Source organism: Candidatus Saccharimonadales bacterium (genome assembly GCA_040903985.1).
In the GTDB taxonomy this organism is placed as follows: Bacteria; Patescibacteriota; Saccharimonadia; order QS-5-54-17; family QS-5-54-17; genus JBBDUI01.
The window spans coordinates 381,961-402,960 of the sequence record JBBDUI010000002.1; the positions used below are offsets into that span (position 1 = coordinate 381,961).

19 protein-coding genes are annotated in these 21,000 nt (G+C 50.1%); 13 read left to right on the forward strand and 6 right to left on the reverse strand.

From position 1 onward, the window contains the following. The first annotated feature begins 54 nt into the window (after positions 1-54). From WD467_02030 to WD467_02065, 8 genes are all read left to right on the forward strand, one after another. On the forward strand, positions 55-1,176 hold the full coding sequence (locus WD467_02030; GenBank protein MEX2452666.1) for a hypothetical protein: 1,122 nt from the start codon (positions 55-57) through the stop codon (positions 1,174-1,176). A gap of 53 nt (positions 1,177-1,229) precedes the next feature. Then, on the forward strand, positions 1,230-3,620 hold the full coding sequence (locus WD467_02035) for a hypothetical protein (GenBank protein MEX2452667.1): 2,391 nt from the start codon (positions 1,230-1,232) through the stop codon (positions 3,618-3,620). A 111-nt stretch (positions 3,621-3,731) separates the two neighbouring features. Further along, the gene (locus tag WD467_02040) at positions 3,732-4,574 is read left to right on the forward strand and encodes a PrgI family protein (protein ID MEX2452668.1); all 843 of its coding nucleotides are present in this window, start codon (positions 3,732-3,734) and stop codon (positions 4,572-4,574) included. Next, complete coding sequence (locus WD467_02045) at positions 4,574-5,446, forward strand: hypothetical protein (GenBank protein MEX2452669.1); 873 nt, start codon at positions 4,574-4,576, stop codon at positions 5,444-5,446. The genes WD467_02040 and WD467_02045 overlap by 1 nt, the downstream gene beginning before the upstream one ends. A gap of 1 nt (position 5,447) precedes the next feature. Continuing rightward, complete coding sequence (locus WD467_02050) at positions 5,448-7,343, forward strand: DUF87 domain-containing protein (GenBank protein MEX2452670.1); 1,896 nt, start codon at positions 5,448-5,450, stop codon at positions 7,341-7,343. 55 nt (positions 7,344-7,398) lie between these two features. Next, a complete protein-coding gene (locus WD467_02055) occupies positions 7,399-9,567 on the forward strand; it encodes a hypothetical protein (GenBank protein MEX2452671.1) in 2,169 nt (722 codons plus the stop codon). 59 nt (positions 9,568-9,626) lie between these two features. Continuing rightward, on the forward strand, positions 9,627-10,880 hold the full coding sequence (locus WD467_02060) for a hypothetical protein (GenBank protein MEX2452672.1): 1,254 nt from the start codon (positions 9,627-9,629) through the stop codon (positions 10,878-10,880). Next, positions 10,873-11,472 carry a hypothetical protein gene (locus WD467_02065; protein ID MEX2452673.1) on the forward strand — a complete coding sequence of 200 codons (600 nt, stop codon included), beginning with the start codon at positions 10,873-10,875 and terminating at the stop codon, positions 11,470-11,472. Before WD467_02060 ends, WD467_02065 begins: the two co-directional genes overlap by 8 nt. Before the next feature lie 2 nt (positions 11,473-11,474). On the opposite strand, the gene WD467_02070 is transcribed toward WD467_02065, so the two are convergent. Together WD467_02070 and recF are read right to left on the reverse strand one after the other, a co-directional pair. Beyond that, a complete protein-coding gene (locus WD467_02070) occupies positions 11,475-11,732 on the reverse strand; it encodes a DciA family protein (protein MEX2452674.1) in 258 nt (85 codons plus the stop codon). A 1-nt stretch (position 11,733) separates the two neighbouring features. After that, positions 11,734-12,765: a DNA replication and repair protein RecF gene (gene recF / locus WD467_02075; GenBank protein MEX2452675.1), complete on the reverse strand. Its 1,032-nt coding sequence runs from the start codon at positions 12,763-12,765 to the stop codon at positions 11,734-11,736. 82 nt (positions 12,766-12,847) lie between these two features. On the opposite strand from recF, the gene WD467_02080 reads away from it, so the two are divergent. Continuing rightward, complete coding sequence (locus WD467_02080; GenBank protein MEX2452676.1) at positions 12,848-13,339, forward strand: hypothetical protein; 492 nt, start codon at positions 12,848-12,850, stop codon at positions 13,337-13,339. A 29-nt stretch (positions 13,340-13,368) separates the two neighbouring features. On the opposite strand, the gene dnaN is transcribed toward WD467_02080, so the two are convergent. Next, positions 13,369-14,460: a DNA polymerase III subunit beta gene (gene dnaN / locus WD467_02085; GenBank protein MEX2452677.1), complete on the reverse strand. Its 1,092-nt coding sequence runs from the start codon at positions 14,458-14,460 to the stop codon at positions 13,369-13,371. A 353-nt stretch (positions 14,461-14,813) separates the two neighbouring features. After that, positions 14,814-16,142, reverse strand: a complete 1,329-nt coding sequence (dnaA, locus tag WD467_02090; GenBank protein MEX2452678.1) for a chromosomal replication initiator protein DnaA — start codon at positions 16,140-16,142, stop codon at positions 14,814-14,816. Positions 16,143-16,462: 320 nt separating this feature from the next. On the opposite strand from dnaA, the gene rpmH reads away from it, so the two are divergent. From rpmH to WD467_02110, 4 genes are all read left to right on the forward strand, one after another. Beyond that, positions 16,463-16,600: a 50S ribosomal protein L34 gene (gene rpmH / locus WD467_02095; protein ID MEX2452679.1), complete on the forward strand. Its 138-nt coding sequence runs from the start codon at positions 16,463-16,465 to the stop codon at positions 16,598-16,600. Between the two features lie 76 nt (positions 16,601-16,676). After that, positions 16,677-17,021, forward strand: coding sequence for a ribonuclease P protein component (gene rnpA / locus WD467_02100; GenBank protein MEX2452680.1), 345 nt, complete (start codon positions 16,677-16,679; stop codon positions 17,019-17,021). A 73-nt stretch (positions 17,022-17,094) separates the two neighbouring features. Beyond that, positions 17,095-17,973 carry a YidC/Oxa1 family membrane protein insertase gene (locus WD467_02105; protein MEX2452681.1) on the forward strand — a complete coding sequence of 293 codons (879 nt, stop codon included), beginning with the start codon at positions 17,095-17,097 and terminating at the stop codon, positions 17,971-17,973. Between the two features lie 5 nt (positions 17,974-17,978). Next, the gene (locus tag WD467_02110) at positions 17,979-18,437 is read left to right on the forward strand and encodes a R3H domain-containing nucleic acid-binding protein (protein ID MEX2452682.1); all 459 of its coding nucleotides are present in this window, start codon (positions 17,979-17,981) and stop codon (positions 18,435-18,437) included. Here WD467_02110 and WD467_02115 read toward each other — a convergent pair whose 3' ends face one another. Next, entirely contained in the window at positions 18,438-19,928 is a 1,491-nt protein-coding gene (locus WD467_02115) for a hypothetical protein (GenBank protein ID MEX2452683.1), read from the reverse strand. 33 nt (positions 19,929-19,961) lie between these two features. Beyond that, positions 19,962-20,969, reverse strand: a complete 1,008-nt coding sequence (locus tag WD467_02120; protein ID MEX2452684.1) for a glycosyltransferase family 2 protein — start codon at positions 20,967-20,969, stop codon at positions 19,962-19,964. Between the last annotated feature and the right edge of the window lie 31 nt (positions 20,970-21,000).

Here is a 21,000-nt window from a genome sequence, read left to right on the forward strand (position 1 = left end):
CACAGGTGTTATAGTTAAAAGTATAGATTTAAGTTCGAAAGGCTACTTTAAATCATGCCTAACCCTAGCCAAGAGCAACCACAGTTATTTCCGCTCGAACATGACAACCCTGGTGTAATAGCGCAACTTGAACAACCTCCTGCCACCGCTAATTATGAAACTACGGATAGAATACGGCAGATAGACCCCCGCACTGAGCAGGACTCCGATTCCATAGGCAGCTCTAGCGGGCTGCTAGATAAGCTCCGCAGTAACAAAACCGCCGCCGTATCTGCACTCGGCGGGGCCGTAGTAGCGACCATTCTCTTCAATATGAGCAAGGGCAACGATGAGCCGGGGATCCGCAACACCGTGGAAGCGTCGGGACCAGCTGATAGTCTAGACCCTGAAGCTACTAGTACGCAGCCGGAGGGTGGGAATACTAGTGTGTCACCACCGACAGAGAGTGGTGCAATTGATCCTGCTCCTGTCTTTAGAGACCGCTACGAAAGCCCTATAAGCGGTAACTCTGCTCCACGTGAAACCTGGATTCAGCTATGGCGCATTGAGACAGATCAGTTAGCCGGTCCTAGCGCTAAAGAAACCGGCACTCTTTCGTATGTCGATAGCACTACGGCCGATCTTAAGGAAAGAGTCGGACTAGAAAGTACCCCAGAAAACCCGCAAGCACGACCAGATACTATAGAAATAGCTGAAAACGTAGCCTACCTCTATGAGTATGAGGGGCGCACTATAACGATTGATCGGCCCGCAATCTATGGAATGCACTTTGCTCCAAAAGATGACGGTAGTTTTGAGGCTCAGTGGAGCTGGAACGCCACTCATGAAGCGTACGATAACTACACTTTGCTTTTCCCTCTTGATGGAGACATAGAGCAATTTACCGTTACTGGTGAAGATAGCGATGTTCGTTGGTTTACTCAAGAAGGAGCCCGACTACTCGGCCTCTTCTATACTGACGGAAGCGAAGAAGCGAGGCTATCGCAGGTGGTTGCGAACACCGACGAGAGTTATTTGCGACGCGAATCGATATCTAATCAAACACCTCGGCTTGACCTAGGCGTAGCCGAAACTAGCGAACACGCTACAATTTGGGATGCTTGGGATTCACTTGAGACCAAATACCCGCAACTAGTACCAGTAGAACTTTCCGAAATCTCAAACTTCGCAAAATAAACACTTGCATTGAGTGGTGTACAGTGAAGGGGCTTCATATTATACTACCTCAAATGAGCTCTACACTTTCCGAAAAGCTAAAAACAAATAAGTTGTTCCGACTTTTTGTCGGCACTATATTTATACTAAGCACTGTCTTTTTGTTTCAGCTCGGTACTCCCGATACAGTCTACGCCGGCCGAGGGAATGAGTGCCATGACGCCTATGACCGCACACAACCCAGGGGAAACCCCAATAATACCGCTGACTACGTACTGGGCTACGTTCAATCTTATCCGGATAAAGCCCCTGAAGTAGTTTGCGGTACGGATGCACAAGGCGATGACATACGGGTAGCCCTCCTGCAGTGGGGGCCTGACGCTGGTAGCTGGCTTGGTGACAGTTCTCTGCCTGATGCTGCGGCACGTTACCTATTCTGGGCCTGGACTAGAGGAGAGGACCATGCCTCATTTATCAGATACAGCTATGCGACTAACCCGCCCGAAGTGGCTAATATTGTTTACTTAAACCGCAACCTAACCGTTAGCATAGACGGCAGTAGCCAACGAGTGGATGATCCAGTCGGCCTCTTGCCACTTATTGAGCAGACCGAAGAGAATGGTAATGAGGGGGTGGGGACGAACCCGGACGATGTGACCAGTGAAACACCGGGACCAGAGTTAGAGGAAGACGAAGAGTGCGTCAATGAGGGTGGACTCTTCGGTGTCCTTATGTGTGATGCGTTAGTTTGGACCTTAAGTGCTCTAGAGTCTGTCCAGAGCTTAATTGTTGAAGTTCTCTTTGAAACTAAACCACTCATAGTCGGAGACACTAGCGATCCCCTATTTCAGATATGGGGAAACATTAGGGATGTGGCCAACATTCTTCTAGTAGTAGCTTTCATGTTCGTCATCTACTCCTTAGCCGTATCGGTAAATATTGATGCTTACTCAGTTAAAAGGATTGTTCCGCGACTACTAGTTGCCGCAGTATCGATTCAAGCTTCTTATTTTATATCAGCTATCTTCATAGATATGACGTCTATTCTAGGGGCGGGAATTCAAGGATTTACAGACATAGCCATGGATGATGTAAGAATATCTCTCGGTAATGCCGAGGGAGCCGGCGGGTTCATCGCCCTCGGGTCTATTGCTGGACTAGCAGTAGCTGGAGGAATATTGCTCGCTCCATCTATAGGGTTAGTGGCTGTTATAATTCTATTAGTAGTGCTCGCAGCATTTGTAGTGGTAGCAGCTCGTGACCTACTCATTCTGATGTGCGTAGTCTTATCGCCCATCGCCTTCCTGGCAAACCTACTACCAAATACCGAGAAGTGGTTTAAATTCTGGTGGTCCAACTTTGCACGACTTCTGTTTATGTACCCTTTCATGATTCTCATGATTCAAATCGGAAACCTTGGTGCCTATATAGCGCTAAGTGCAAATCGTGAAGCTAGCTTTTTGGCTCCATTTATGGCACTCATCATGCAGGGTGTAGCTATCGGGTCGATCCTCCTCGCCTTCAAGGTTGGGGGGTCTCTTCTCTCGGTTACAACCAGTGGATTCCAGAAGTTCGCTAAGGGTGGAGGCGGTAGGAGCAAAGACGGTAAGGGGTTGCGCGGCAAAATTGGTCAACGTGCTCGAGAACGCCGAGGTGAGTACGCTACCGGCACAAGAGGTAACGCCTTTACCCGCGGCATTACTAGCCCAGCCACCGCATCGGTTATGCCTAGTCGTTTCCGCAATCAGTCAAGAGCTCAAGCCCTTAGTGGCTTTAACCTTCAACGAGGCGAGGCGGCCAAAGCACTGGAAGCTGAAGGTCACGATGCCGATGCACTCAACACTTTTGCTAGGTATGGTGAATCGACCGATAGTTTTAAGCAAGGGTTAAAAGAGCTCCGCTCTAGTACTCGAATTAACCGGGAGACAGGCGCTGTTGAGTATAAAGACGCAGATGACATAGATAGAGATAACGCTAAAGCCGACAAGCTTGCCAATATGTCGCACCACGTAGGAAAGCGTGCATTCCAAGCAGCTGCACTTAAGCAGGTGGCCGACATGGGCTTTGCCGATAATGAAAGTTTCGAATCTGTCAGAGGCCTACTTCAAGACAATCCCACCCTAAGCCAACAAGTACTTACTCCGGCAGCTGTCGGTGCTAAAAAGGCCGGGCGCATTGATCAGTGGAAAGAGTACGGCCCTCTCGAGGCAAAGGATATCGTGGCGGGTATGGGCACGAAGGATATCGTCGAAATGAAACCGGTCAGCCTGAAAGACGCTGAACTGGCCAACCAGTTTAGAGATCAAGCAAGTGTGCCGAAAAGTGCTGCGCGCAAAGCATTATCAAGTGCACTGGGCTCAGCCAGTGGTATGAGCGCCAAACAACACGAAGAGTTTGAGCGTGTATTAGGACCCGACCTATATGCCAAGTTGGTGGAAGAAGCTGAAGAAGGATGGAAGCGGTAGTGGAGGGGCTAGCGTCTATAACCCAGGAGATGATCCCGGCAACACTACTAACTGAGACTGAGTTTGTTCAGATACCGCAGGTTGCTATACTAAAACCATAAGTGATTTATTATGGCTGTATATAAAGTACCCCAAGATGTCGAAGCCGAGGATAAGCTCCTCGGCCCTCTAACTTTTAAGCAGTTTATCTTTCTGCTGATTGCCGGTGGGGCGGCTATGTTTGCCTGGCTGCTCTTCACTATTCAGCCGGTACTCGCCATCATCCCTCTGCCCATCATACTAATCTTCGGTGGTCTAGCTGTCTTTCGTCGTGAGGATCAACCGGTTGAACGTTACCTCCTATCGTTCTTCAACTACACACTGCGCCCCCGGGTGCGACTATGGAGCACGGAGGGATACTACGACCACCTAGTCATTACGGCCCCTAAGACCATGGCCACACCCGCTCTAAAGCAGGATGTTAGTCAGGTTCATGGCCAGCTCGAGAAGCTAGCGCAAATTGTCGATACTCGTGGCTGGTCGGTTAAACAGCCCAACATTACACTGCCGAACCAAGTCGGTCAGGGCGACGACCGTCTCTTTCTCCCTCAGGTAGAGGCTCCACCGGAAGAAGTCCAAGAGAGCGACGATATTATGGATGACGCCAACCCTGAAGTAGTGCAGCTCGACTCCATCCTACAACAAGAAGCCGAACGACAACGCCAAGCTTTGCTGGAGCGAGTCAAACAGCAGGCTAGCGAACCTAGCCATTCCACAGCCACCACTGAGCCCCAAGCCGGCTCTGCAGAGCAAGAACGTGTAGCACCAGCGGTAGAGCCGGCTCCATCTAGCGGCAATACATCTGATATAATGAACCTATCTGACCAGCTGACCGTCAGCCAGATTCAAGATCAGGTTAATCGTCAGGCTACCGACCAAAAACTAGAAGAGGGTGAGGAGATAAAACTACGCTAATGCCACCGAACAACACGCCCAACCAGCCCCAATCACCGGCTACACCCGAACCGGCTCCAGCTACCCCTCAGACTCAGATCAACCCCAGCGCTGCACCCTTAGGTCCGCCGCCACGCTCGATGCCTAAAACCGCTAAGCCAGCGGTTAAAAAGAAGTCTGACAATACCGCTCAGAAGAGTCTACTTATCTCTGAGATCCGGGACGGCATGGTAGTGATGAAGGACGGCTCGATGCGAGCGGTCGTGATGTGCCAATCAATCAACTTCGACCTAATGAGCCCACAGGAAAGGGAAGGGATAGAGTACTCCTACCAGGGCTTCTTAAACTCACTCTACTTCCCAGTCCAGATACTAATCCGAAGCCAGCATATTAACCTCGACGGCTACATGGAGCGATTAGAAGCAATCAGACGAGACCAGGACAACATTCTGCTCGGACTGCTGATGGAAGATTACATCACCTACGTACGTTATCTGGTAGAAGCGGCCAACATTATGGACAAGCAGTTCTACATCGTGGTGCCTTACTACCCTAATATGCTGAACAAAGAGGGGATAGCCAGCGGCGCCCAGAAGTTCTCCGAACTCTTCAAACCGAAACAAGAAGGAGTAATCACTATTAACGAGACCGACTTCACCAAGGCTAAGCAGGAGTTGACGCAGCAGGTCCGGGTGGTAGCTAACGGCCTAAACCAACTAGGGGTTAAATCCATACCCCTAAACACCCAGGAGTTAATCGAGCTTTACTATAACGTCTACAATCCAGTCACTGCTAAACAGCAGCCGCTAACTGACGTCGGTGACCTAGATGCATCGATCATCGGTAAGGGTGACGGCCAAGCAAAACAGGTATTCCCAGGGGGCGGGGCATAGTATGGGTATATTTAGTAAAAAAACCGATCCGGTCAGCCTAGCCGATGAGCAGAAGCGGCGGGAGCAGCTGGAAGTAGAGGAGCAGTTCCGCGAAGGCATCACCGGGCTGCGCGACTTTATCGCCCCTTCCAGCCTAGAGTTCGAATCATCCCAGATGAAAATCGGCACCCGCTACGCCCGCACCGTCTACGTCTACGGTTATCCGCGTCAAATCTATACCGGATGGCTCTCGCCAATTATTAATCTAGACGAAGCGCTCGATATCAGTATGTTTATCTATCCGGTCGAAAGTAAAGTCGTACTCGACAACCTCCGCAAGAAGGTTTCCCAATTAGAAGCTAGTATTCAGATCAACGCTGAGAAAGGCCGGGTGCGTGATCCCGGACTAGAAGCCGCTATCCAAGATGCGGAGGAGTTACGGAGTCGCCTGCAGGTTGGCGAAGAGCGCTTCTTCCGTTTCGGGCTCTACATCACAATGTATGCCGACTCCCTAGAAGAGATGACCTACATCCAGCGCAAGATCGAGGGCATCTTCGGCCAAGAACTGGTCTACACCAAGACGGCGACAGTTCAGATGGAGCAGGCCTTCAACTCGACCGTACCCCAGCTAACTGATCAGCTACAGATCAAGCGTAACCTCGACACCGGTGCACTCTCTACCACCTTTCCCTTTACTTCAGCTGATCTATCTCAGGAAGAGGGGATACTCTATGGCATTAACATGCATAACAACGGCTTAGTCATCTTCGACCGTTTCTCATTAGAGAATGCCAATATGGTCGTCTTCGCCAAGTCCGGTGCCGGTAAGAGCTTCACGGTTAAGCTCGAGGCTTTGCGTAGTCTTATGTTTGGTCGCCAGGTTATCATCATCGATCCGGAAAACGAGTATGAGCGTCTGTCCGATGCAGTGGGGGGCAGCTACATTCACCTTAGCCTCAACTCCGATACTTATGTGAACCCTTTCGATTTACCGCAAGTAACCGACTCGGAAGAGGCAGACAACGCCCTGCGGGCTAACCTCATCACCCTGCACGGTATGCTACGCCTGATGATGGGCAGCACTCGGCAGCAGGAAGATGGCAGTATGAGCTCCGGCATTACTGCCGCCGAAGAGGCCGACCTCGATATGGCCCTAATTAACACCTACGCGGCACGCGGCATCACTAGTGATCCGCTCACCCACAGCGTCGAGCCCCCCACCATTAACGATCTATACGAAACCTTAGTTAACATGTCGGGCACCGGACCTAGCCTGGCTCAGCGTTTGCGTAAATACACCCAAGGCACCTTCTCCGGTATCTTCTCAAATCAATCTAACGTCACTCTGGATAATAATTTCGTCGTCTTCAACATCCGTGATCTTGAAGACGAATTACGCCCCGTCGCCATGTACATCGTCTTAAACTATATCTGGAACCGCGTGAAGTCCGACCAGCGCGAACGTTTCCTGATCGTCGATGAGGCCTGGCAGCTGATGAAGCACGAAGACTCAGCCAACTTCCTCTTCTCGGTCGCCAAGCGCGCCCGTAAGTACGCCCTGGGACTAACCACTATCTCACAAGACGTAGAGGACTTCTTAACTTCCCGTATGGGTCGCGCTATCGTCTCTAACTCCAGTATGCAGGTACTGCTCAAGCAGGCTCCTTCGGCCGTCGACCTAGTAGCTGACACCTTTAAACTCACTAGCGAGGAGAAAAAGCGGCTTAGCCAATTCCCGGTCGGCCAGGGATTATTCTTCGCCGGCTCCAACCACGTCCACATCCGGATTGAGGCCAGCCCCACCGAAACTCAGCTCATCACTACCGACCCACGCCAACTAGCCGCTATGCAGGCCATCACTGAAGGTCAGGATGCCGCCCAAGCCGCCTCAGAAGCCGCTAAAGAGCCGGAACTGTAACTTATTTTCGTGCTCAATAGTATCAACATAAGGTTAACCACTTAAACACAATATTATGTCCACCCTAGAAGATAAAAAGCCAGACACCAAACCAGACGGTAGCCATGACGACGTGGAGCTTAGCGCCGCCGAGCGGGCCGAGTCAGACCAGCTACTCGCTAGCGCCGAAGAGGGCGACTCCTTTTATAGCGATGAAGGGAGCGAGGGCAAAAGAGGGGCGGGAAGTAGGTTGGCCGGGGCCGCTCTTAAAACCACACCGGTGGGGCGGGCGCTTAGTTTTATCACTCGCAACAAGAAGAGTACGGCAGTCGGGGGAGGGATACTGGGATTTATCGTCAGCGTTGTCGCACTAATCGTTATGATTATACCTCCCACCCAGCTAATGTGGATGAACAACGTCTTCCAGGATTTTAACTTTGGTCCCCATGACCGTAGTGTGGTCGGGCGGGCTAACCGAATTAACGAGCACTTACGACTACGTCGGTCTAACGACACCCAGCTAGGCCAGAAAATAGAAAACGTAAGTGCCGATGATGCTCAGCGTGCCCGAGTAGCTGAGACAAGTGGCGACAGGGTGAGCCGCTACAATCGCCGCGCACCCTTTAGGGATATGATAGGTAGTAGGATTAGGGGTGGTTTTAACTGGCGATTCTTCACTGGTCACTCACGCAGCTCTCCTTCTTATGTCAACAGCCGCAACAAGATGCTGGGAATTAACGATTCTTCCTTACGCGCCGACGCCCGGGTAGAAGAAATTAACACCACCGATGAAGGGGAGACGGTACGGACCGAGGACACTAGCCGCAGTAACAACATTAATCAGATTACCGAAGAGATTAAGGCCAACCCTAGCGAATCGCGTACGATTGCTCGCCGAGCAGCTCGCCGTGTATCTAGTAGCGCCGTAGTAGCCACCGTTATGGTTGGCTGTTTAAGTGCCGCTTACGATGATCTCATACCCGACGACCAAGAGCTTTATGAGACCCTCCTCACCACTGCAGCTAATTTCATGACTGCCGGCTCTCAACTAGCCCACGGCGAAGAGGTCCATGGTGACGAGATAGCCGACACCCTGTCAGCTTACGAGGACACTATCGAGTCCGATCGCGAGTTCACTGCTGAAGGTGAGGGCGCCATAGTAGAAGGGGAAGGCACTGTGCACCGTAGCTTCTCTAATTCTGCAGCCTGGAAGCGTGCTACTAATCAGCCGACTACCGGTAACGAAGAAGATGCCGATCTGGCTTATGACGAGATGGTAAATATCGGCCTTTTGAGTAGTACTTTCCGTTACATTGGAGGAGCCGTTAACACCGTACCGGGGACCAGAGCTGTCTGCTCATTTATCGGTAATCCGGTAGTAGGTTTTGTCGCTACTGCCGGGGAAGGCATTGCCGCTTTTATGAGTGGTGGTACTACCGCCGCCATTAAGGTCGCCCTCCGCGAAGGAGCCTTCATCGCCTCACTAGCTTTTCTCTTCGAACAGGTCTCATTTGAGTCAATTATCCCGGACGGACCAGAGATGCTCATGGCCACCACCGATATGGGTATGAACCTCAGTCAGTCAGAATTTGCCCGCTCTCAAGGTGCACCGCCGGTTAGTAGCGGTATAGCTAATGCCTTGCGCGCTGATCACTATAAACAACTAGGCATGGAGGACCGTGCCCGGGGTATAGCCTGGCGCTACTTCTCCCTCGACAATCCGCGCTCGACCCTCACCAACATCGCCATGACCCATAATTTCTCCTGGTCAACCCTTACACGTAGTATGGCCAGCCTACCTAACAGGCTATCCTCGCTCATAACCAATGCTTTGTTTACGTCGACAGCAGCAAATGAAGAGTTTCACAACTACAATATCCAACAGTATGCCTTTACTTACAGTGATCTCGATGTAGATCCACTAGAGAATGCCGCCTACGTCGAAAGTGCCCTGCACTGTGGTGGTGGAATTGATATTCTAGCGAGCGATAACTGTACCACCGATAAAACCACTGAGGGTGAATTAATGCTAAAGATATATGATGAATGCATAAGAACTAGCCGCGCCTATTGGCAGATTAAAGATAGTCGGCTATGTACTAAACCAACTAGTAGCGAAAGAGCTGCTTGGGTTAAGGTAGGAGTATGGAATCTAGATCATAGCCTAGTAGACTCCCTAGAGTGTTTAAGTCACGACAAGCCCTGCACGCAAAATAGTAGCCGCAGTCTGAATGAGGAAATATAGTGAACTTACTAACTAAGCTCGCATCACTTAAGTGGGGCAACTTACTTCGATTCATTAGTATGGTGTTGTTACTGATCGGCACTTCTGTGCCGGCTCAGGCAATTACGGACGAGGACTTACGGGCGATTAATAAAGATGCGGTTTACTATGGTGGGGAGACTATCGGTCAACAGCTTTGTGGTACGATAGCCACCGATCAATACCCTGTACTTACCCCTGAAATTCGGGATGCAGAAACATTAGCTGGAGCAATTGACGAGTATATCGATAATAACTACAGCGACTCTCCTTTTAGGGATATGGGTAAATACTTTGTAGAAGGAGGGATGCGTGCCGGCATTAATCCTGTCTTAGCGGTTGCTCTTACCAAACACGAGAGTGGTATGGGCACCAACGAGAAAACGACTGCTCTTGAAGCAAATAATGGATTTGGGCGAACTGCTAATGCAAGAACTCAGCCGTATGTACAGCCCTCGTCACGTGTTTGGTACGCCTGGGATAGTTGGCAGGACAGTCTATATAGCCCCATCTATCCGGCTGACGGTACAGTTAGCCAACCCGATGATATATTTCAATATATCGCTCGACGCTATGAGGGTAATCTTGAGCGCGGTTTAGAAGCTTTTCTCGAGGGACGAGGCAGTGTAGCTGGATATGCTCCTAGTTCTGATGGCAACAATGTAGCGGACTATGTCAAAGATGTTACCAATGTTACCAATGAAATCGCCGAACTAGCCGGCAGTGCTATCGATCTCACTCGTATAAATCCAGGAGGTGGTAGCTGTGGCGCCCTAGGTGACGTTGTCCAGACCGCATTATTGTACGCCTGGCCCGACTACCGCTCACCCCCATACACAAACATGAAGCCGGAGTACGAGCAGGCGATTCGCTCGGCTATAGGACGCGACGAGTATGTGGGTGGAGGAGTATATCCCGGGATTGACTGTGGCGGATTCGTAATCCGCACTATACGTGACAGTGGCTTAGACCGTGAGTATGGGGGGTATGGAGGTACCGATACTCAACATCGCTATCTAGAGCAAAGCTCCAATTGGCAGAAAGTAGCTGTTTCAAGTACTGCCGATTTGGCGCCAGGGGATGTAGCCATCAGATCAGCGTGGTATAGCGGTGCGAGGGGACACACATACATGTATGTCGGTGAACAACCAGGATTTGAGACGCACGTTGCTTCGGCTTCTTATGGTGGGAACAGGAATAGTGTTAACTGGCGGACACCGATGGCTGGCTATGAGAATGTTCTGGGTGGTGACTGGAGCTGGTATCGTTTCGTAGGAGGGGGGGGTGATGAATAAAATCTTAGACTGGATAGCAGGTCATCCACTAGTGTCTGCCGGAATTGTATTTAGCTTTCTGCTACTCCCGCTACTTATATCTTTTATTAGCACTTACGGCAAAACCGAGGTGGACCTAGTGATAGCTCCGAGCGACGCTACAATAACTATCGATGGAGAGCGCGGTGCAAATGGCATTAATCATCTCGCTCCAGGGGATTATATTGTAGTTGCGGCTCATGAAGGGTTTGAAAGCAGCGAAATCTCTATAACCGTCACCGAAGCACCCCTACAGGTACCGCTATCGTTGAAACCTGTATCCGATGCAGCGTGGCGCTTAATTCAAGAGGATGATCGATTCTTAGAGGTAGAAGGATTAGCAGGTAGGCAAGCACAGGAAGATGGAAGGGAAATTCGTAGTCAACACCCTATTATCAACCATCTGCCTTACCGCAGTCTTATCTTCAATATCGATTACCGCCTAGACAATAATGAAGACGAACTTGTACTTATCATCACCGCAGAGACTGAAGCAGATCGCGAATACGCTCGCGCCCAGATAGAGAACTGGGGTTATAATATCGATGACTTTTTGATCGAGTACCGGAACTAAGTTTACTCGATCCTAACTTTAATCTCCGTGATCTCAAACTTTTTTAGTCGTTTAATTAAGCCGACCTGACGCAAGCGAATATCGTTCGCTACTGCACTGGAAGGGGTAGATATCGACAGTAAACCATCCTGGAGCTTCTTGGCCCGTACCCGGCCTAGATACTTTTCGTTTAGTACTTCCTGGATAGCTGCTAGCTGATCTCCTCGTTCTAGATCAAAGCTATCTGCCCGCGCCTTAAGTATGTCGTCTAAATTCATCATCTTATAGCTGTATCCTAGCATGCTCGCCGATGTCGCTTGGCATCGTAGTCGAAGTTACGATCGTCTGTACGTCTGTGATGTCACTGAGGAGCTTCTGTTGCCGGCTCTCGTCCAATTCACTTAGTACATCGTCTAGAAGTAGTATCGGCTCGCTCCGGGCGTGTCGGCGCATATACGCTAACTCACACATAGTAAGAGCCAGCATAGCGGTCCGGTTCTCCCCACGAGAGCCGTGCTGCGCGAGGGGGAGCCCATTATAGGTAAGGAGGATATCGTCCCGGTGTGGTCCCACTCCAGTACTACCCATCCGTCGATCTTGCACTAGTCTCTGCTGCAACAAAGCAAGTAGCTGCTCCCGGTAATCCTTAGCTGGTATATTCGTGCGGTAGCGTAAACCGACCTTATCTTCGGTATGAGCGATAGAGCGATACTGCTGGGGGATACTCTTGGCAACCGCCGCTACTAAACTGCGACGACGTTTAACGATATATTCTGCCTGCTCGCTGAGAATCACGTCCCAGGCGAACAGTTGCTCCTGGTTGATATGGGTACGACGCAACAGATTATTACGCTGACGCAGACTACGGCGATAATGCAGTAGTGCTCGTAAATACTGCCGATCGGTAAAGCTTAGTACTCGGTCCAACCACTGACGACGCAGAGTTGGCGGGCCCGTCACCATATCTAAATGATTCGGCTCAAACAGTACTACCGGTAGCGTACCTAAATATTCTTGGGGTGAGACCGCGTCCTCGTTAAATAGCATGGTCTTTTGGCTATCCTGCCATTTCATCGCTACCGTCTCGTTCGAATCTAGTTTTGCTTCGATCCGAAACCAATCACTCCCAGTCTGCACGGTCGTAGCTAGAGGCCCCCGAAAACTCTTCGTCATACTTAGAGTATAGATCGCCTCGAGAATATTAGTCTTGCCACTACCGTTAGCCCCAACAATTGCCGTCATCTTTGGGTTAAACTCAAATTCTACTTTATTATAAGAACGAAAATTATTTAGTTGTAGTTTATTAATAGCCATGCTCTCAGTATAACCAATGTAGCTAAGTAAAAGGTGGGGGGTTAACTTGACAGTAAGGATAAATATTTTATATTATAAATGTATGGATAAAAGTAAACGTGGGCAAATGTTTAGTGAGGCCCTATCTCGTCATGCCCAAAACGAAAGGCAAGCCGAAGCTGAGCATATGAAGCGCCTACGTGAGATAGAGGCACGACAGGATACAATAGAACTAGCGAAATTAGCCGCATTTAAACTAAGGCGAGATAATATACCAACTAATATGGTCGGACGTCTTGAGAAAAGGTTACCACGAATATTATCATCTAAAACACGTGTTGAAATAACGAACATCCGCGGCTGGGGCTTTCTTCATAGTGAGGCTAGTAGCTCAGAAGGACCTTCTATATTCCAAGGTTATATTATAACTCCGGATGGACAAGTCTATAATTATGGTGGTTATGGAGGGGTGCCGGATGTCTATTTACGATACACTGACTCGAAACCCCCTGACGCTGCTGGCGTAGAAGCTGTGATTCAACAGGGAATTATAGACATGTTGGTTGAAAAAGGCATCACAGATTTAGGTGATTAGGTGGTATAAACCTAAGCCCCCACTCAAGTCTAAGACCTGAGTGGCATCACAATATGGAGATACGATTCATCACCGGTCGGCTTAATGATACAGGCGCTAACCTTTCCGGTCAGACCGATCTCGATAGTATCGGTACCTATAACTGATAGGGCGTCAGAAACGTAACGACCGTTCAGTGAGATCTCTATCGGATCACCACTAACTTCGGCTGATATCTCCGAATTGTTCTCGCCTACCTGAGAAGTAATTGAACGCATCGATAGGGCGCTACCGGTTACACTTAGATTAACACTGCCGGCGTTTTCCCGGGCGAAGAGACTGGTAACTTTAGTGATATTGCGCAACTGCTTAGTCTCAACCACAGCGCGGGTCGGTACTTCCTCGGGAATTAACTGGCGATAGTTAGGGAATTGACCGTCGATTAAGCGGGAGACTAACTCTACATCGCCAAAATGGAAGCTGATCTGATTCTCATCGATCGCGATATCGATGTTTTTCACTGTCGCATCATCAATCATTCGCAGAATCTCCGCGATAGTGCGGGAGGGAATGATCACGCTGCACTCTCCCTCAAATTCCATCACTTGCTTCTCTGCTAGACGATAACTATCGGTAGCTACAGCGTAGAGACTACCCTCAGTAGTGTAGAGATAAACCCCAGTTAAGACCGGCCGGCTATCGTCACTGGAAGCTACTCCTACCACTTGAGATAGCGCCGTCTTAAACGTCTCCACTGGAATCTGCATTTTAATATCACCGTCAACCTCCGGAATCGAAGGAAATTCATCGGCGTCGATCCCGTTAATCTTAGACTGAAAGCTGTCACTACGAATCTGGGCGGTCGACTTCTCGACGGAGATATCGATGTTACCACTAGGTAGATTAGAGATGTACTCACTTAAGAGCTTAGCTGGAACGGTAATGTCTCCTTCTGCTTCGACTTTAGCTCCGATCCAGTAGGTGACACCGATCTCTAAGTTAGTAGCAGCTAGCTTTAAACGATTATCCTGCGTTCTAAGTAAAACGTTGCCCAGTACAGGGAGGGTCGTGCGACTACCAACTACGCGGGCGACTGCGTTCAATGCTTTGTGTAGATTTTCCTGAGTGATACTTACCTGCATAGTAATAAATCCTTTATATTAACTTCGTTGTTGTTATTAGGGCTGTGGAAACTGTGGGAAAACTGACCAAACGGCTTACCGGAGCCTGTGTGATATAGATCACAATGTGGACGAGCCTGTGCAAGCCGTGCGGTAAACGTGGGGGTAAAATTACAAACAAATCAACCATTTTACAGGGGTTGATAGAGGTCAATATTGTGCACATTTTGTGCACAGATTTACGCACCAACTCCACGGTTTTGTCGCAACTTGCCCACAGCCCTAGGTCTGGATTAGTGGCCATACCTTGATCACCATTATCAATGCTAGCCCCAGTTTTATAGGATCTACCCTCTAGTTTTAAGCTAAATTTCTTAGGCATAAAGGTGCTCCTTGATTTCAAATACCGCCTGTCGCAGCGAGGTGTCTTTCTGGATGGCATTATCAATCTTGCTAACTGAATGCATAGCGGTGGTATGGTCTTTGCGGCCACAGGCCCGCGCGATGGCCGGGAAGCTTAAGTGTAGTTCTTGGCGCATGAGGTACATAGCAATCTGCCGCGGTTCCGATATCGTCTTCTCTCGCCGTGGCCCGATAATATCGTCGATCGCAATATTGAAAAACCGCGCCGTCTTGTCGATGATGTGCTTGTCGGTTAACCGTTGCTTGCGAGCCGGATTAGCCCCGAGCACCTGCTCGACCACGCTCAGAGTTAGCTCTTGGCGGGTCATCTCACAGTGAGCCAGTACCTTGGTCAGTGCACCTTCTAGCTCTCGCACGTTAGACTGGATGTGGGTGGCTAAATATTCACCGACATCGGGTGCGACGCGCATACCGTGTTGGTGAGCTTTGGTCTGGATGATGGCGACACGGGTCTCGAAGTCAGGAGCTTGGATATCGGCCGTCATGCCCCACTCGAAGCGGGGGGGCAGCCGCTCTTCCAGGGTCGGAATCGCCTTAGGTGGTTTATCGGAAGAAATAATAATCTGTTTATTTGCTTGATGAAGCGCATTAAAGGTGTGGAAAAACTCTTCCTCCGTCTTTTCCTTGCCGGCAATGAACTGCATGTCATCGACAATCAGTACGTCGGCCTGGCGGTAGTGATCGGAAAAAGTTTTCTTGCGCAGGATACTAGCGATGAACTCAGTAGCGAACTGTTCACTGGTGATGTAGGCGATAACGGCATCGGGGTTATCGGCACAGATATGGTTGCCGATAGCCTGGATGAGGTGGGTTTTGCCCAAACCCACACCGCCATAGATAAAGAAGGGGTTGTACTTATTTCCCGGATCGCGGGCGATAGCTTGGGCTGCGGCGTAGGCCAGTTCATTACTAGCCCCGACTACGAAATTATCGAAGGTGTATTTACTGTTTAAGTTGTTTTCCGGCACTTTCTTTCGTGGCCGCACGCTCCAGTCGGTCGAGGGCTGCTTGATGGAGTCTAGCTCGGTCTCCGGCGGCGGAGCCTGGATAACGAATGACAGTTGGTCTGGCGTAACTCCGTTTTTCTTCAGAGTCGATTCAAGTAGGGGGCGGTATTTATCTTCTAGTTGACGTTTGGCAAATACGCTCGGTACTCCGATCACTATTTCACCGGCCTCTCGCTTAATGAGGTTTGTGTTTTGGAACCAAGTGGCGAAACTGGCTCGGGGAATTGTAACTTCGATTTCTCCGAGTACGGCTTGCCATAGTGCGTCTGCCAACGCGCCCTCCTCACTTCAACTTCTACATCTAACTATACTAATCAATCCAGCGGCTTTCCACAAGCAGGTGATTAAAATCACAAAAACTCGGACTTTTTATCCACAGGTTAGCGCTCACCCCAGTTAATAGTGTGGATAAAACCGAGTTGGGAGTGGAGAATAATACTGTGCTTCCCGAGAAAACCACTCTAAAGCCCCTAAATCGCGACTGTAAATTCGGGGCAATATTGTGTACAACTTTACTCCCGTCGCGACTGTGGTAAGATTATTAGAGTCTAGTCCCATTCCGGGGCAAATAGTTAATCTATAAAGGTGGAGAGATGCCGAAGCGAACATACCAACCCAAAAAACGACACCGCAAGCGCGAGCACGGCTTCTTTGCCCGCATGGCCAATACGCAGAGCCGTAATATCCTCAAGCGCCGTCGCGCCAAAGGCCGCAAGCGACTGACGCACTGAACCCATTAGAGAGGGGAGCGAGGCTGCACCAACCTATGACCTCACACCTAACATCTAAAATGTACTGCAAGAACCCGTGCTAGCACGAGAACTTCGCTTACGCCGGCGTAGCGACTTTGGTCGGCTTTACCGCCAGGGTCAGACCGTGCACGCGCGGACCTTTAGTTTGCGCTACGACACCAACCAGCTCAACCACCCCCGCCTAGCCGTGGTGGTTAGCACTAAGGTGTCGAAGAGCGCAGTGGTGCGCAACCGTTTACGTCGCCGCTTTTATGCTCAGTTACGTGAGATTATCCCCGAGCTAACCCCAGACCACGACGTCGTTGTCTTAGTCCGCCACCAAGCTATCGATCAGTCCAGTCAGGATATCGGCCTTGATCTGCGTAAGGCTCTCACTCACGCCAACCTCCTCAAGCTCTAATAGTAGTAACTCTAAATCATATAGCTCTCTTGATTTGAGTTTATCCCTCTCTCGCCGTAAACTAGTATGAGTTATGTTGCGAACTATTCTGTTAGAACCACTGTTAAACCTATTGCTGTTGTTCTACGCCCTTATCCCGGGCGGCGATTTTGGTGTAGCGATCATCATCCTAACTATCGTCATCCGCATTCTGCTCTGGCCGCTAGTTAAGAAGCAGCTATACCACCAGAAAGCGATGCGCGCACTGCAGCCGGAAATCGCAAAACTGAAGAAAAAGGCGAAGGGCGACAAGCAGAAAGAGTCACAGATGATGCTAGAGCTCTTTAAGGAGCGGGAGGTTAATCCCTTCGGCTCGATCGGTCTAGCTCTAGCCCAGTTTCCTATCTTAATCGCTTTATTCTATGTCCTTCGAGAGGTTGTGACCGGTGACATCGCTGCTTCTACCTACGGTTTCATCCAGAACTTCCCAGCAATCTCCGAGATTATCGCTAATCCAGACGCTTTCGATCCGACCCTATTCGGCTACTTTCACATGGCCGAACGCTCTCTGATACTAGCTGCTCTGGCCGGTTTAGCTCAGTTCGTCCAGGCCAAGCAGATTACTCCCCAGAACACTATCGGCAGCGATCCAGCTGCCAAGCTCGGCTTCAATATGGTGATGATCTTTCCAGTCATCACAGTCGCTATCGCTGCCAGCCTGCCTTCGGCCCTAGCTCTTTACTGGGCCTTCGGTAGCTTGATCGCCATCATCCAGCAGCGTATCGTGCTAGGTGCCGACCTTAAGTTTATGCAGCGGCTGCGCGAGCGGAAAGTAAAGAAATCTCAGCCGACCGCTCAGGAAACGAAGACCCCGGCCAAGAAGACTCCCGCTAAGCCGTCGACCACTAAGAAGCCCGCCTCGAAAAAACCTAAAGCCTCCGCTAAGAAGACAGCTAATTCGAAGAAGGGGTAAGTCATATGGATGCTCGAGAACTCAGCGTTAAGTTTCTCGAAGACCTTATCGCCTTCTTCGGGGTGAACGTACTAGTCGAGGTCGAGGAGAACGAAGAGGACCAGGTGCTAACCCTCAACGTCCCATCCACACGGCTGAACGGCTTTTTCATCGGCTCTAACGGTGAGAATCTGAGGGCGTTGCAGCACCTGGTGAACATGTCGCTGCGCCGCAACGGCTTCGAAGACATAGCCGTCACCGTCGACGTGGCGGGGTATAAGAAGCAGCGTAACGAACGCTTGTCCCGTCAGGCCACTAAGCTGGCCGCCACGGTCAAAGAGACCGGCGAGCCGCACGAGATGCAGCCTATGACTGCCTACGAACGCCGGGTAGTGCACAAGACCCTAGGGGAGATCGACGGCATCACTACCGAAAGCGCCGGCGCCGGCCGAGACCGCCACATCGTGATCAAAAAGGGCGAATAGCTACTCGACGATAAACGGCGAGACAACTCTCTGCGCCGATTGGTTCATACTCTCAACTAGCGGATTATCCCAGTACCAAGTGTCACTACTGCGATACCAAAAACTCATAACCCCACCACCGTTCATCATGGCGAGCGACACCACCACTACAGCTACCACCTTTAGTCGGTCAAATCGCTGCAGTAGCTTGGTTAAGGCAGCTCCGAGCACGGCTATCAGCGGCAGTGCTACTATCAGTAAGTAGCGGCCGTTAGCCCCGGCTACCCGGCCGGTGTAGTTATAGCTACCGGTATAGTTGAGATACCAGATAACCGTGGCGTAGAATAGGGCCGCTAGCGCCAGAAATACCATTTCCGGGCGTCTGAATATCTGTTTGGCGTAGATGATGGCAGCGACTATTCCGGCTATGAATATGGCAGTAGCTCCGAGCGCGGGCAGGGGTAACGGCGGGAAGTTGTGGTACCTATCGATCGGTACATCACCATTAATCATGAAAAATGTCCGATACCACATACCGCCGATCCAGCGACTACTGTGATCGCTAAAACTAGGCGAGAAGCCAGGAACCGGATTCTGAGCGTATTGGTAGGTGCGCTCAAACGGACCAGTCTCCATGCACTGTTCAAAGGTTAAGACTTCTTCACAGCCCGGGGCGGTCGCACCGTATCTGATGAGGTTTATACCGTAGCGTTCGATAAATAATCCCGATCCTAGGATGAGCAGGACAATGAGTGGCACCCTTAGTAGACTACTTATACCGCGCCAGCGCAGGCCTATCTCTTGGCTAAAGCCACTTAGACTCTGCCCTCGAAATGCATACCCGCCATAGCTTGCGATAAACAGTACCGCTGTTAAGCCGATAGGTAGCGCTGCCTGTTTGACCACCCCCGCAAAAGCGATCAGAATGATGACTCCCAGTAGGCTGAGCAGGTCGAGCTCACTATTCTGCAGTCGCTGAATGACCTTAATGCTCAGGTAAAACAGTGCACTTATCAGTAGGATCAATAAGTTGTCGTAGCTAATGTGGGCGGCTAGCAGAGGAGTGATAGGAATCAGGGTGAAGAGAAGCAGGCCGACATTTGTTAGGGCAGAGGAGAGATTTAGTTGCCGGAAGGCACGGCGGAATAGCAGTAGGCTAGCGGCAAAGAAGCCGACATTAATTATGCGTAAGATTATGATCTGAGCTATCTGGTTATCGGTAAAAACAGTTATTAGCCGATACGGGAAGCTCATGAGATAGTGGAAAAAATAAGAGGTATCCCGGGTGACTACACCGAGGTGGTTGGCGTAGCTGGGATGTTCGGTGATGAACGGTGACCACTGCTGAGAGTAGACTTGAATGAAGCTGAAGTGATAAGCCTCATCAAACGCCATCGGGTAGAGTGCTGAGCTAACCAGCCATAGCGCCTGGAATACAAACAGTCCGATTACCGTCCAGAAAAATAGTGGGGAGCCGAGAAACTGCTTTATTTTTAGGAGAATACTGTTCATTGCCTCTAATTCTATAGTCTTAACGGTTCAAGTCTAGCCATTGGAGGAGCGACTGAGGAGTCGGTATAGCTTCTTTTGCTTTTGGGTGGGAGAGAGATCGTGATAGAGTAGCGCATCGATTGTCTCCGCCGACACGACGCTATCGCGTTGGATCTGCCGACGGTCGCGCAAAATAGACGCTAAGTTAGTAAATATATCGCCCCAGGCCTTGAGTACAGGCTTAAACTGCAGATGAGCTAACAGGGAAAAGCTCTTTAGCTTAAGCCCAATGATCACTTTAGGTAGGTGACGCCAGAAAAGCTTACGGGGCATGTTTTTAGCATATAAATACCACATGTTTTTCAGCATATGGTACTGGGAGAAAGAGCCGAGTTTGCTACTGGTACCGCCGATATGGTGATAAACGTGTGCCTTCGGCTCATAGCGAACACTCCAGCCCGCTAGCTGCGCCCGGAAGCTTATGTCGACGTCCTCGTAGTAGGCGAAGAAGCGCTGATCGAACATACCTATCTGTTTAAACAGCTCAGCACGATACAGGCTAGCCCCACCGCTGGCTGCAAATACTGGCCTCTGCTCTTCGGAATCATACTGACCGGTATCGATCTCGCCTCGGCCGCGGGGGAAAGGCGTGCCCCAGATAGAGTATTGTTCGCCGGTACTATCAAGTTTCTTACGGTCGATAGCCAGCATCTTGCTTGCAACAATGGAGATTGACGCATCACTGTCCATAGTCCCAGTTAAAGTCTCTATCCAGTTTACAGCCGCTTCAGCATCGTTATTGAACAGAGCAATATATTCATAGTTCTTGGCTAAAGCGGCTTCAATTCCAGCATTTACTCCACCAGTAAAACCATAATTATGATCTAGCTTAACTACTTCTACTTCTGGAAAGCTGTTCTCAACTAGCTTGACGGACCTATCGGTAGACCCGTTATCAACTAATATGACGTGTACTGGCACGGTCTGGTTTTTGAGTGAATCCAAGCATCGGTCAAGTAGTCCGATGCCGTTCCAGTTGGGAATAACTACCGCTGTCTTCATTAGCGGTATTATACCTGATGATCTATAATTG